The 13,656-nt window shown below is 43.5% G+C and carries 11 protein-coding genes; 10 read left to right on the forward strand and 1 reads right to left on the reverse strand.

What is annotated here, in order from left to right; all coding sequences use genetic code 11:
- Window positions 1-84: 84 nt before the first annotated feature.
- The 5 genes from trxA (at window position 85) to J2Z69_RS12520 (ending at window position 5,592) form a co-directional block, all read left to right on the forward strand.
- On the forward strand, window positions 85-396 hold the full coding sequence (gene trxA / locus J2Z69_RS12500) for a thioredoxin (protein ID WP_209862987.1): 312 nt from the start codon (window positions 85-87) through the stop codon (window positions 394-396).
- Between the two features lie 40 nt (window positions 397-436).
- The gene (tpx, locus tag J2Z69_RS12505) at window positions 437-955 is read left to right on the forward strand and encodes a thiol peroxidase (RefSeq protein WP_209862989.1); all 519 of its coding nucleotides are present in this window, start codon (window positions 437-439) and stop codon (window positions 953-955) included.
- A 200-nt stretch (window positions 956-1,155) separates the two neighbouring features.
- Entirely contained in the window at window positions 1,156-4,317 is a 3,162-nt protein-coding gene (locus J2Z69_RS12510; RefSeq protein WP_209862992.1) for a copper amine oxidase N-terminal domain-containing protein, read from the forward strand.
- A gap of 289 nt (window positions 4,318-4,606) precedes the next feature.
- Window positions 4,607-5,110 (forward strand): hypothetical protein, encoded by a 504-nt coding sequence (locus tag J2Z69_RS12515; protein ID WP_209862995.1) that lies wholly within the window; start codon window positions 4,607-4,609, stop codon window positions 5,108-5,110.
- 110 nt (window positions 5,111-5,220) lie between these two features.
- Complete coding sequence (locus tag J2Z69_RS12520) at window positions 5,221-5,592, forward strand: DUF423 domain-containing protein (protein WP_209862998.1); 372 nt, start codon at window positions 5,221-5,223, stop codon at window positions 5,590-5,592.
- Window positions 5,593-5,645: 53 nt separating this feature from the next.
- Here J2Z69_RS12520 and J2Z69_RS12525 read toward each other — a convergent pair whose 3' ends face one another.
- The gene (locus J2Z69_RS12525; protein WP_209863000.1) at window positions 5,646-7,139 is read right to left on the reverse strand and encodes a peptide MFS transporter; all 1,494 of its coding nucleotides are present in this window, start codon (window positions 7,137-7,139) and stop codon (window positions 5,646-5,648) included.
- A 255-nt stretch (window positions 7,140-7,394) separates the two neighbouring features.
- Here J2Z69_RS12525 and J2Z69_RS12530 point away from each other — a divergent pair, with 255 nt between their 5' ends.
- The 5 genes from J2Z69_RS12530 (at window position 7,395) to J2Z69_RS12550 (ending at window position 13,611) form a co-directional block, all read left to right on the forward strand.
- Window positions 7,395-8,729: a sugar ABC transporter substrate-binding protein gene (locus J2Z69_RS12530; protein WP_245339275.1), complete on the forward strand. Its 1,335-nt coding sequence runs from the start codon at window positions 7,395-7,397 to the stop codon at window positions 8,727-8,729.
- Window positions 8,730-8,821: 92 nt separating this feature from the next.
- Entirely contained in the window at window positions 8,822-9,712 is an 891-nt protein-coding gene (locus tag J2Z69_RS12535) for a carbohydrate ABC transporter permease (protein WP_209863003.1), read from the forward strand.
- Window positions 9,713-9,728: 16 nt separating this feature from the next.
- The gene (locus J2Z69_RS12540) at window positions 9,729-10,553 is read left to right on the forward strand and encodes a carbohydrate ABC transporter permease (RefSeq protein WP_209863006.1); all 825 of its coding nucleotides are present in this window, start codon (window positions 9,729-9,731) and stop codon (window positions 10,551-10,553) included.
- Window positions 10,554-10,645: 92 nt separating this feature from the next.
- Window positions 10,646-12,427: a cache domain-containing sensor histidine kinase gene (locus J2Z69_RS12545; RefSeq protein ID WP_209863009.1), complete on the forward strand. Its 1,782-nt coding sequence runs from the start codon at window positions 10,646-10,648 to the stop codon at window positions 12,425-12,427.
- 2 nt (window positions 12,428-12,429) lie between these two features.
- Window positions 12,430-13,611 (forward strand): response regulator, encoded by a 1,182-nt coding sequence (locus tag J2Z69_RS12550; protein ID WP_209863012.1) that lies wholly within the window; start codon window positions 12,430-12,432, stop codon window positions 13,609-13,611.
- The last annotated feature ends 45 nt before the right edge of the window (window positions 13,612-13,656 follow it).

Raw genomic sequence — 13,656 nt, forward strand, 5'->3', positions numbered from 1 at the left:
GACTATGTAATTAGCGAATGTTATACTTTGACCATAAAAGTTGTGCGCAAATTAATTTTACAAACTTAAGAGGAGGAGTTACACATGGCGATTATGAATGTGACCGATGCCGCTTTTGCGGAGGAAGTAGAGGCTTCAACAGGAACGGTATTGCTGGACTTCTGGGCACCTTGGTGTGGTCCTTGTAAAATGATGTCCCCTGTACTAGAAGAACTGTCGAACGAACTTGGGGACTCGGTTAAAGTCGTGAAAGTGAACGTGGATGACAACCCAGCTTCTGCTTCCAAATATAATATTATGAGTATCCCTACTCTTCTGGTATTCAAAGAAGGTCAAGTTATACAGCAAATGACAGGCTTGCAGACAAAAGATCAATTAAAAGCAGCATTAGCTTAAATCATATAGATTTCATTTTTCATAGGAGGTTGTACTAGATATGATCGAAGAACGTAAAGGTTACGCTACGGTGGGAGGGGCTCCTGCAACATTGCTAGGTCCGGAGCTCAAAATAGGAGATGTTGCTCCCGATGTTACCTTAAATGCTGATCTGATGACGGAAGTCTCTTTGTCTGATTATAAGAGCAAATTAAAATTAATCTCCGTAGTACCTTCCCTAGATACAGGGGTATGTGATGCGCAGACACGCCGTTTCAACCAAGAGGCCTCTAATCTCGGGGATGAGGTAGTCATTCTTACTATTTCTGCGGATCTACCTTTCGCTCAGAGTCGGTTCTGCACGGTTGCAGGCATTGATCGTGTAGTTACGTTATCCGATTACAAACATCGCGCTTTTGGTATGGCTTACGGCGTGTTACTTCAAGAAGTACACTTGGATCAGCGGGCCATCTTCATTGTTGATGCAGAAGATAAGATTCGTTATATAGAGGTGCTTCAGGAAATGTCGGAACATCCAGACTATGACAAAGCACTCAGCGCTCTGCGTGAAATGCTGTAATATTGGTGTTATATACGCCGTATATATGAAGGGAACTGCGAGTAGCAGCTCCCTTTTTTGTTGTATTTTCATGATAAGAGTCGAATATTTGGAAAAAAGTCAGTGTTGAAGGAAACTTTTAACAGGTTAAGCACGTCCAATACAGCGATACCTAAAAAATTTAGGTATGCCCTGATCTTTTTAGTCCTAAGGAGGATATTATGAAAAAATGGATGTCATTGCTGACCTTGGCTTCTCTGATCTCGACGCTAGTCTTGCCCATTCAGGCACAAGCGGCCACAGCAATCAGTGTGTATATGGATGGGAATAGGATCGCTACAGATCAAGCGCCTATTGAAAAAAGTGGAAGGGTGCTGCTTCCCTTAAGAGCAATTTTCGAATCTCTGGATGCGGATGTGCTTTGGAATCCTAAGACAAGTGTAGTTACCGCAGTGAAGGATGATACAACGATTCAATTAAAGATAGGATCCAAGACCGCAACAATTAACAATAAAAGTGTAGCTCTAGATGTCCCAGCGCAGACGGTAAAAGGACGTACATTAGTCCCTGTTCGCTTTGTTAGTACCGCCCTAGGTGCCAATGTCGAATGGAAACCGACTACGCGGAGTGTATACATTACGAACCCTGTGGAGCTGTCGCCGGTTGCCTATGTTACCCCGCAAGTCATAGGGCAAAATGGAGACGGCCGGGATCTGAAGGTGAGCTTTTCCAAAGTTACGAATGAATCTACCGTATCCCATTATCGTGTTCTTGTAGTGAAGACAGACCGTAGTCGGTCCTTTGATCTGCAAGCCGCGCAGAATACAGCAGCTGGGAAATACACCTATGTAAGTACACAGGGTACAGAGCGTACGGTTGCTCTATCAGCGCAGTCACGCGATACGGACGGAGATTTGCTTCGTTCAAATCAATCGTACACCGTTTATGTGCTAGCTATTGGAACGAAGGCAGGGGAAGCAGCGCTATCTAATCCTTCTCCCGCAGTGACTCTGGGTGCTAGCACATCAGTGCAGGCCGTGACTTCGGTGTCCGCGCAGGATGTGAATGATTACGGGGATGGTAGGGACCTTTCCGTTAGCTTTACCAAAGCTTCAAATGAATCGAATATTGCTAATTACCGGATATTCGTCGTGAAGACGAGCGAAATAGGTTCATTTAATACGAGTGTAGCAAGCGGATTAACTAGTGCTAACTACACTATAGTGAATAAGACGGGTTCTTCCACACTTACGACGGTACTTGGTTCGTCTACTAGGGATACCTCGGGCGAACTGCTTCGGACCGGGGTCTCGTATACTGCGTATGTGCTTTCTGTGAGCAACAGTGTAAGTGCATTCAATCATCAGTTATCTGCGGGTTCATTAGCTGTTGTGCTAAGCTCTGGATTTGTGACCCCACCAGTCATTACCTCCGTCACAGACGTAAGTGATTACAACGATGGGCGCGACGTGAGAGTTAACTTTAATAAAGTCTCAGATGAGTCCCGTATTAGCGAGTACCGAGTGTATGCTGTACGGACATCCAATGCGGACAGCTTTAATCTGAGTACAGCTAGTAATTTATCGAGCACTTATTATACCACTGTAAGTAAGACGGGATATTCACTAAGTCCCACATTAAATGCCAGCAGTAGAGACACAAGTGGCTCGCTACTTACTAGTGGCGTTAGTTATCGCTTCTTCGTGTTGGCTGTAGGAAATGGCAGTTATTATGGCACCAACGTATTGTCCGGTGGCTCTTCGGCATTCACCCTGTATAACAACATCAATGTTGGATATGCCACGAACGTAAATGCTTGGGATATCGCAGATAACAACGATGGGCGAGACATGCAGGTCTCATTTAACCGCGCAAGTGATGAATCGAACATTAGCCATTACCGTATCTTCGTAGTTCGTGATGGTTATGCAGATAGCTTCAATCTTACAGCCGCAAACAACTTCTCAGATTACTATTACACGTATGTGAGCAAGACGGGGTACAATATCACACGTCAACTGGCTTCCACCACTCGCGATGTAAATGGGAATCTGCTTCAGAATAATGTCTCATATCGGGTGTTCGTTCTTTCTGTAGGTACAGGAAGTTATGCAGGAACCAATGCATTATCTAGTTACTCCCCGATCGTGACGCTCTACAATAATAATGGAGTTAAAGCGGTGACCGGTCTGACAGGTTCAGATGTGGCAGACAATGGGAATGGACTTGATCTTAGAGTTTCCTTTACCAAAGCCTCAGATGAGAGCAGCATTAGCTCGTATCGATTGTTTGTGGTCAAATCAGAAAAAGCAGGATATTTCTCCAGAAGCATCGCAGAAAATTTAACAAGCAGTTCTTACTATACTGTTAATAAGACGGGCTACAACTTTAACGATGTCCTATCCAGTTCAGCAAGGGATAGTGACGGTGAGCTGATCAAGAATGATCAGAACTACAACTTATTTGTTTTATCCGTAGGTAAAGACAATTATTATGGAACCAACATCTTATCAACGGCCTCTTCCACAGTAAAACTGATTACAAGCAGCACGGCTCAAGCCGCGATGATAACTAGTGTGACGGATGTTGCGGATTCTGGTAATGGAAGCGATCTTAGCGTATCGTTCAACAAACCTAGCAGCGCAGCGAATATTGATCACTACCGCATCATTGTGGTTAAAAGTGAAAAAATTGTATCGGCGAGTCAGGCGGCCGCACTTGCAGATGATCGGGTCACCTTTGTGAGCAAAGAAGGCAATTCCTCGAATAGAACGTTGTCCTCCGATGCCAAGGATAGTGATGGGGATGTCATTCGAGAAGGTCAGAGCTATAAAGTCTATGTTCTGTCCAAAGTATCAGGAAGTGGAACGAATGCACTATCTGTAGCTTCAGGCCTAATCACACTAGGATCACCGGCTATAGCTCCGACCAATATTAAGGCAGAATTAGATCCTGCTCAGGATGCGACAACCAGTATTCGTGTAACTTTTAATGCTTCGGCTAAGACATCAAATCTATCCGAATATCGAATATTTGTGGTTCCAACGGTTTCAGCATTTGGAAGAGCAGAAGCGGAGAATAGCAAAAACTACAAGCAATTGTTGAGTACAGCAACAGAGACTTCTATTTCTGTAAGCACAGATAAGGATTACAATGGAAATCCCATGGCTATCGGTAGCAAGTATAAGGTATATGTGCTTGCCGTTAATAGTATAGCTGGAAAGGGAAATGCGATTTCGGAACCCTCTAACGAGATTACGATAAAAGGCACAGTGCCTGCACCGACTGCACCAGCGCCTACTGAAACGACACCCCCTGCACCAGCAGCAGAACCTGTTGCTATTGCAACGTTCAAAAGTGACGCGTTCAATCTAGTTTTTTAAAGTAAAAGTTGTATCATATACACCGAGTGAATTGAATATTAAAATTCAGAAGGCTGTGGTTATGTCTTCTGTAAAGTCATCAATATAAGAATGATTATAAAGAGCCTGAACTCCTTGTTCAGGCTTTTTAGCATATCACTTCATTTTTAACTAACCAAAAACCTAGCATATTATCCATATCCTAGACTAAAGTCTAGGTTGCAAATTGATCTAGGGGTGGAGGTTAGACTACAAATCAGGTGATAGACTTGAGGTATACGGTAGATATGAAAAAGAAGGAGAGATACATATGAATCGTAAGACTGTACTTGGTCCCTTACTTATATTAGTGGGTGTATATCTGTTCTTGAACAAATCAGGCTCATTAGGTCCAGGATCTATCTTTGCCTATTTCTGGCCAACCTTATTTGTACTTCCCGTCGGGCTACTTCTACACTGGCTTTACTTCTCATTAACAGGACGCAAGGGCGTGGGTATGTTAGTGCCTGGTGGAATTTTAATTACAGCCGCAGTAGTCTGCCAGATCTCCAATATCTTTGGTAACTGGGAGACCACATGGCCGGGATTTATTTTGGCTCCTGCGGTAGGACTGCTTGAGCTATATTGGTTCGGAGGTCGGAACAAATGGTTGCTTATTCCGATTAATATTTTAACGGTAGTGGCTTTGCTCTTCTTAACGGTATTCTCTGTCGGCTCTCTTCTGGGCCAGTCTATTTTTGGTCAACCGCTCCTTGCGATCATTTTGCTCATTGCAGGTGCTTATCTGATGCTTTCTAAGAAAAGAGAATACTAGCCATTCTTCGTTACCAAGTGCTACGATGTATAAGTCTTTTTGATGGATCGGACTCCCTAATCAGAGGGTTCTTATACATTGGAGCGACAACTTGGCGGAGGTGAAGAGCGATGAATACGTTACTGCTTCTAGGGGCGATTTTCATGTTTTTGGCTGTGGCTCTTGGAGCGTTTGGGGCGCATGCCTTGAAGAACAAATTATCTGAGGATCAATTAAAGGTCTATCAGACGGGAATTCAGTATCATATGGCACATAGTCTTGCTTTGCTGATCTTGGGCATCATGGCGCATATCCTACCTACTGCTTCTAATACTATTGTGATGGCTGGTTGGTTCATATGTACAGGGATTGTTCTCTTCTCTGGAAGTTTGTACGTGCTTAGTCTCACAGGGATTCGTAAGCTTGGGGCGATTACACCGATGGGTGGATTATTTTTCTTGGCAGGCTGGGTAGTTACCGCGATTGCCATCATTAATCTATAAGGCATAAGCATGAAGAAAGAGCTTTCCTATGAGGAAGCTCTTTTTTTATATTGCTATTCTACACCTTTCATATATCCCTGAATCTTAGGGGAGAGAAGGAATAATACCACGCCTAGCACAATCGCTGCTCCTCCAATAATACCGAAGTAAGCCATCTCCGTACTTGGAGTATAGAATCTAACGATTTGGGCATTGATGGCTTGAGCCGCAGCATTTGAAAGGAACCATAGACTCATCGTCTGGGCAGAGAAGGCCGCTGGAGCAAGCTTAGTGGTAGCGGATAGTCCCACAGGAGAGAGACATAGTTCTCCAATGACAACGATGAGATAACTTAGGACAAGCCACAGCGGATTGACTAGAGAATTCTCACCTCCAAGGTAAGCAGGAAGCAGAATGACTAAGAACGACAATCCAGCGAATAACAGGCCAAGTGAGAATTTTACAGGAATGGACGGTTGACGCTTGCCGAGCTTAATCCAGATCCAAGCGAAGACCGGTGCCAAAATAATGATGAATAATGGGTTCAAAGATTGGAACCAAGCTGGAGATAACGTGATTCCTGCAAAGTTCAATTCCATCCGTTTATCGGCATAGTTCGCTAATATAGATGATCCTTGTTCTTGAATGGCCCAGAACATAATAGAGGCAATGAATAGCGGGATGTAAGCAATAATTCGAGATCTCTCAACAGCGGTAGTCTTTGCACTGCGATACATCACTATAAAGTATAGTGTGGGTATTAGTATACCTAGTACACCTACAAGGGCGATAAACGTTTTGAATGTAAGAATGCCAAGTGTAATGGCAACGAACACCAGAATAGCTAGTAGAATTACGCCGCCACCGATTAAGGTGTACACCCGTTTTTTCTCCGATGGGGAAAGGGGATTAGCCACAATAGACCCAGCAAGTCCCAGGTTTTTTTTGCGTGTAACCATGAATACGATAATACCTACAAGCATACCTAGTGCAGCGATCCCAAAGCCAATATGGAAGTTATAGTCAAGACCGATCGTACCTACAATAAGCGGGGCAAGGAAACTACCCAAGTTGATTCCCATATAGAAAATACTAAAACCTGCGTCTCGGCGTGCATCTTTTTCGCTATAGATCTGACCGACAATGGTCGAGACATTTGGTTTTAGTAGCCCCGTACCTAGTACGATCAAGACCATGGAGACGAAGAAAAGAATCATACTTCCCGGAATCGCAAGCACAATATGGCCGAGCATGATGAATATACCGCCATAAAATACAGATCTTGCTGTACCCAAAATCCGGTCTGCCATCCAGCCTCCAATAATACCGGACATGTAGACTAAAGACCCGTAGATGGACATGATGGATAGCGCTGTGCTTTGATCAAGACCTAATCCGCCTTTGCTGACTTCATAGTACATGTAATATACAAGGATGGCACGCATGCCGTAATAAGAAAATCTTTCCCAAAATTCTGTGAAGAATAAGGTGAATAATCCTTTAGGATGTCCAAAAAAACCTTGTTGTGGAACGCTGTCTACAATTTCTTGTTTATTATACGTAGCCATATAAATCCTCCCGAGCTTATCATCTCTTATATGTATAGGTTATTTATAATAGTACCCACCCAAGTGAGAGTACAAGCAATTTTTAAAAAAATTACCAAAACGAACGATCGCCGTTACGCTCTCCCTCCTCATTTTCCAAACCATAATCTAAAAAAAACAAACCTCATCCCTAAAGTTCTCGCCTTGTTGAGAGCGCTATAATCTCCAATAATAAAGGTAATACATGAAGATTATGAAAACAGGGGGCAATCAATCATGATACTTAATTCAAAGAAAATGATAGGCGTCGCTTTAACCGGTGCATTGACACTAAGCTTGACCGCATGTGGTGGAACGGACACCAAAACCACCGATTCAGGTAGTGCTACAACCGGTGATAAAAGCACGGACAAAAAAGTAACGATTTCTTTCCAGAATATCTATCCGGACCCTACAACACCTTCCTACAAAATGCTTCATTCGATCGTAGATCAATATCAGAAAGATCATCCGAACGTTACGATTGAGCTAGATACCTTAAATACAGATCAACAAAAAATGAAACTGAAGACGCAAGCTGCGTCTAAAGAAGTGCCCGATATTACGATTGTGAATCCTGCGGCACAGATGAAACCTTTCGTTGATGCTAAATTGTTAGCTCCACTGAATGACATGCTTGACCAGAATGGTCTGAAGGATACGTATCAAAAGGGACTACTGGATAATTACAGCTTTGATGGCAACACCTATGCTGTGCCTGATGGCAATAACATTGAAGTAGTCTACTACAATAAAGAATTGTTCCAGCAAGCAGGCATTGCTAAGACGCCTACGACATTTGATGAACTTCTTCAAGACGTGAAGGCACTAAAAGCTAAAGGAATCACGCCGATTGCGATCGGAGAAAAAGATTCTTGGACGGGGTCTTTCTTGTTCATGAATATCTTGCTTCGTACCTATGGGGGCCCTGGCTTCTTAAAAGACGTAGTCGATGGCAAGAAGACATTTAATGATCCGGCCTTCACCTTGGCTGTCGATCGCTTCCAGGATCTTGTTCAAGCGGGCGCATTCCCAGATGGTGCTACATCTATCGATTACAATGCGGGCGGAAATATTTTCAAAACAGGTAAAGCTGCGATGTACATCATGGGTACGTGGGAGACCGGTTCCATCGATGCTTCTTCTGTAGCAAGCAAGGTAGCCGCATTCCAATTCCCTACCGTAGATGGGAAGGGCGATGTGAATCAATATATGCTCGCTCCAGGTAGTGCATTTGCCGTATCTGCGAACAGTGAACATGTGCAAGAAACCAAAGATTTCTTGAACTATTTTGCACTGAACCTACCTAAGAAACAATTTGAGTATAAGAACGCTGTAGGTCTAGGGCAAAAGATTGACGGTGATTTAAAAGCTAGCGGCTATTCCGATCTAGCAATTAGTGTAGCTGGGCTGTTCAATAACATCTCTGGTGGCGACTTGGCCTTCGACAACACGATGAATCCGGCTACAGCTCAAGCCCATCTAGGTAGCATTCAGAATCTGTTCGTACAGAAAGTAGATGCTGTCCAAGTAGCGAAGGAACATCAATCTGCATTTGAAGCAAATAAATAAGAATAATTAAATTCTGTATATAGAGAAAGCGATGCGAAGAGGCTCCCACGCTTCTTCGCATCACATATGTAATGGGAGGGAGTAGGCCAGCTATGAACGTGTTGAAAGTACCTACACGCACGATTGCCGTATTTGTCTTACCTGCTTTACTGCTGTATATATGTCTAGTGTTTGTGCCAATTATCGTCTCATTCTATACAGGATTACTGAATTGGGATGGCATTACAGCTGCAAAATTTATAGGTTTCGGTAATTTTAAAAATATGTTCTTGCATGATCCGATATTCTGGCCTTCTGTACTAAGAACCTTGTTATACGCTGTGGCTTCTATCGTGGAAATTCCATTTTGTCTTCTCATGGCGATTCTTCTGAATCGATATGTGCGGAAAGGCAATGCCCTCGTCTCCATTTACTTTACTCCAGTTATTCTGTCTGTGGTAATCATTGGGCAACTATGGAGCACCATCTATAATCCAGCTGCGATGGGCGGTATGCTGAATGGTGTACTGACTTCAATCGGTCTAGAGCGTTGGACACACAACTGGCTCACGGAGCCGAAGATTGCGATGTACTGCATTTATGTAGTATCGCTATGGCAGTATTTCGGTTACCATTTATTAATTCAATTCACGGGAATTCAGAACTTGCCCAGCGAGATCTATGAAGCTGCCAAAATCGACGGAGCAGACGGCTTCAAGGCAGATCGTTATATCACCCTGCCCCTGATTGTTCCGATCTTCAAAATATCTGTAGTTCTAGCTTTTATCGGTTCTTTGCAAGCCTTTGACCTGGTGATGGTCATGACGGGCGGTGGACCGGCTCACGCCACAGATGTCATTTCAACGCATATGTATAACAGCTCGATATTATCTCAGAAATATGGATATGGAAGCGCCATTGCAACCTTCTTAGTTTTGGTATGCCTAAGCTTCACTGTCGTGATTAACCTAATCTTTAGCCGCTTAGAGAAAAAATTCGGATAGAAGGGGAGTGCACGTTATGAAAGGATTCAAACGAGGTATCTTGTATCTTCTTTTTGCGATTCCGGTAGTTACACAACTCTACCCTCTATTATGGCTGTTCCTCTATTCACTCAAGAGCAATGAAGAGATCTTAGGAGGAAGTTTTTTCGCCTTACCTCAGAAGTTTCAGTGGCATAATTATAAGGAAGCCTATGAAATGGGTAGCTATGTGCGCTATCTAGGAAACAGTGTGTTTGTCACGATAATTACGATGGTCTTCGTCATTTTGCTTAGCTCGATGGTAGCATATGCCGTCTCCCGGTTCCGCTGGAAGTATAACAAAATCATTTTGCTTATCTTCATGATGGGTCTGATGATTCCGATGCAAGCTACCTTATTACCGTTAATGATTATATTTAAAAATATGCATATTCTTAACACGCATTTGGCTCTGATCTTACCTTATATCGCGTTCTCCACCCCCATTGCTGTGTTCATATTAAGTGGATTTATGCGTGATATTCCGGGAGAAATCGAAGAATCTGCATTTGTGGATGGAGCAAGTATCTATCGGATTTTCCGCAGCATTATCCTGCCGATTTCCGTTCCACCGATGATGACGGTTAGTATCCTGACGTTCATTACGATCTGGAATGAATATATTTTGGCACGAACATTTATCTCTTCAGAAAGACTGAAGACATTGCCGTTCGGGGTGTACACATTTGTCAGTCAATATTCAACCAATTATGGCGATATCGGAGCTTTTTTGATCATGGGCGCAATTCCGGTTATCCTGATCTATTTCGTTCTTTCCGAGCGAATTACCAAAGGGATGGTCGCTGGAGCTGTCAAAGGATAGCGGTCAAAGGATAATGAGGGTTTACCGTAACATTTAAGAAGAACTATAATGAAGAGGCAGCAGGACTACAGATGGAGAGGGGGAAAAATCCTTTGCGAAGAGGTTTTCATTCCATAAGCCATCGATTGTTCGTGCTGTTTCTTTTTTGTATGTCGGCCATTGTCCTTATCGTGAGCCTCTTATATTACAATCGGACAACGGAGCAGTTCCATGCGAAGATCAGTGATTTGGCGCAAAAAAACGTCTCTCAAACGGTCGGGCTATTCGATCTTCTATATAAGGGATATGATAGCTTGTCCAAGACGCTGAGCAACAACTTCGACGTGGTTCGGTTATTGAACGAGAAAACAAAAGAGCCAGCTATGGAATATATTAATGAGCAGTCGATTACGAATATGATTGGGGCTATCTTTTACTCTCGGGATGATCTGGTAGGTATCCATGTCATTACCGATCAAGGCAAAATTTATAACTATGGTAATTATATGAATGTGGTTGATCCGGATTATGCAAAATCAGAATGGTATAGCGAGTTACAACAATCTTCTGGGAAAATGGTCTGGTTAGGGGTGTTTCCCCACTCGCTGATTGATCGCAATGAAAGCAGACCCGTATTTGCATTTGGTAGGCAAATTTTTGACCTTAATGAGCATAAGCCGATTGGTATTGTGCTATATGAGACCAATCCAAAGCCCATTGTTGCTGCGTTAGATAACCTTAAGCTTGGGCCGAATAGTCATGTCTATGTTGTTGCAAAGGGCGGTCGGGTAGTCTCCTCGACCATCGATCCCGTTACGGTGGATACGAATGAGAAATTGCCGCACATAGATGATCAGAAAAATGTAATGGTGGAGCAGGACAAGCAGCGACTAATCGTAGCATCTAAGCTTCCTTTTACAGATTGGTCTGTTGTTAGCGTTACTCCGGATAAAGACCTCAACGTAGAGTTGGTGCAGATGAAAAAGTTCTTACTCTATGTCGTTTCGATTCTCATTGTAGTCTCCGCCCTTATTGCTTCTATTGTATCCCGAACGTTGTCTAGTCCTCTCAAGCGCCTTATCCGGGGGATGAAGCAAGTCGAAATGGGGAATTTCCGAGGTCAATTAAATGTCACGTCGTATCAAGAAATCAACAGTCTAGTCGCTTCATTTAATCGAATGGTCCTGCAGATTGAGGAATTGATTGAACGTGTCAAAATTTCATCAGTTAGTGAGAAAAATGCTGAAATCTATGCGCTGCAATCTCAGGTTAATCCGCACTTTTTGTATAACACGCTCGATATGATCTACTGGATGCTGGATGAAAAAGGGGATGAACAGCTGGGTGAGATTATTTTATCGCTCTCTCATATGTTCCGCTATAGCAGCAGGTGGGTAGAAGGAGCAGAAATTACGCTTCAAGAGGAATTTGATCAAATCGTTCATTATCTAACCATTATTCAGTTCCGTCTTGAAGGGCGATTACAAGTAGACATGGGAATATCTGAGGAATGGATGGCCATTCAAGTTCCTAAAATGACCCTGCAACCGGTCATCGAAAATGCAGTCAAACATGGACTCGAAGCACTAGGCAGACCAGGCATTCTAAAGGTCGATGCGCAAGCGGATGGGCAGGATCTACGCATTCGAGTGGCAGACAATGGGCGAGGAATGAGCCGCATTGAACTGGATCGTCTGACGGCATCTCTTGAGGGCAAGCGTTCTTCAGGAATCAGTTCTTCCAAAAAAGTAGGGGGCATTGGTCTTCTAAATTTGCATCAACGATTAAAGCACATGTTCGGTGAAGCTTATGGACTTGAAATCTACAGCATATTAGGAGAAGGGACTACGGTAACCATCGTAATTCCTTTACCTGCGGGCAGAGAGGAGAATTAGCTATGAATCATATTCTCATTGCCGACGATGAACGGACCATTCGAGAAGGAATTCAACGTACAATCGAACTTGTCTACCCTAAGGCAGTGGTCTACGTGGCCGCTTCCACAGCTGAAGCGGTGGAAATCATGGGCCAGCACCATATGGATGTCGTACTGACTGATATTTTGATGCCTGGTATGAATGGGTTGGAGTTCATGCGCATCTCAAAGCGTAGATTTCCACACGTCAAGTGGGTAGTGATTTCGGCGCACTCGGAATTTTCATATGCTCAAGAAGCCGTAAGACTCGGCGCAAGAGATTACTTGCTTAAGCCCATTGGGAAGAAGCGCCTCATCGAGGTTATGGAAGGTCTGGATGCGGAAATTAAGAAGGATGCGGAGACCTCTAGAGGTGGTGAGCTTTTGAAAGCGAATCTCAAATACTTGCATGAAGGCATTTTCCGCAGACTAGCTTCGGGTCTGGATACCGGAAGCTTGGACATTCTCTCCTTTACACAAGATTATTCTACGTTTCATCTGGTAATGGTCGCCTTAGAGGCTGGAGATAAGCCTGTTCAATTAGAGCATTTTATTGTGGAAAATGTATTGTTAGAGCTCATCGAGCGTCATGGAAAGGGCTTGGGGATCAGCCTCGATCCGAATACACTGCTCGGTATCGCCAGACTGCGGCAGGACACGGATCTGGAAGCTTTTCAGGGAGAATTAAAAGGGCATCTGAAACACTATATCAAAATTCCTTTTCATATCGTGGTGTCTGGGCTGAACCATGAGTTCAATTGTGTCCCTGAGGTGGTGAGTCAGATGCGTTCAGCTACTGCCGCACAACAGATAAAGCCCCTCAAAGGTAGTGGAGAGAAGGCCATAGAGGTAGCTTTGGAGTATATTCAGACGCACTATCATGAGGATCTTTCTTTGGAAAAAGTAGCTGCCGTGGTCTTTTTGAACTCAGCTTATTTCAGTCAATTATTTAAGCTAAAGATGGGGCAGGGTTACAAAGAATATGTGATCTCTCTGAGACTTGCGCAGGCCAAACAACTGCTCCTCAACCCCAAACTTCGGCTCGTGGACATTTCCGAGCGGGTTGGTTACCAGGATATGAAGCATTTCACGCAAGTATTTCGCAAAAAGTTCGGTCTCACACCTACAGAATTCAGACAACAACAAAATGTGAATGTGATATGAATGTCCAAGAATTAAGTATATGTAATGTCCTTTTGAAAAGAGAAT

The organism is Paenibacillus shirakamiensis (genome assembly GCF_017874255.1).
Lineage (GTDB): Bacteria > Bacillota > Bacilli > Paenibacillales > Paenibacillaceae > Fontibacillus > Fontibacillus shirakamiensis.

Coding starts and splice junctions, on each gene's coding strand:
- trxA (WP_209862987.1), top strand. CDS start 85: ATGGCGATTATGAATGTGACCGATGCCGCTTTTGCGGAGGAAGTAGAG.
- tpx (WP_209862989.1), top strand. CDS start 437: ATGATCGAAGAACGTAAAGGTTACGCTACGGTGGGAGGGGCTCCTGCA.
- J2Z69_RS12510 (WP_209862992.1), top strand. CDS start 1,156: ATGAAAAAATGGATGTCATTGCTGACCTTGGCTTCTCTGATCTCGACG.
- J2Z69_RS12515 (WP_209862995.1), top strand. CDS start 4,607: ATGAATCGTAAGACTGTACTTGGTCCCTTACTTATATTAGTGGGTGTA.
- J2Z69_RS12520 (WP_209862998.1), top strand. CDS start 5,221: ATGAATACGTTACTGCTTCTAGGGGCGATTTTCATGTTTTTGGCTGTG.
- J2Z69_RS12525 (WP_209863000.1), bottom strand. CDS start 7,139: ATGGCTACGTATAATAAACAAGAAATTGTAGACAGCGTTCCACAACAA.
- J2Z69_RS12530 (WP_245339275.1), top strand. CDS start 7,395: ATGATACTTAATTCAAAGAAAATGATAGGCGTCGCTTTAACCGGTGCA.
- J2Z69_RS12535 (WP_209863003.1), top strand. CDS start 8,822: ATGAACGTGTTGAAAGTACCTACACGCACGATTGCCGTATTTGTCTTA.
- J2Z69_RS12540 (WP_209863006.1), top strand. CDS start 9,729: ATGAAAGGATTCAAACGAGGTATCTTGTATCTTCTTTTTGCGATTCCG.
- J2Z69_RS12550 (WP_209863012.1), top strand. CDS start 12,430: ATGAATCATATTCTCATTGCCGACGATGAACGGACCATTCGAGAAGGA.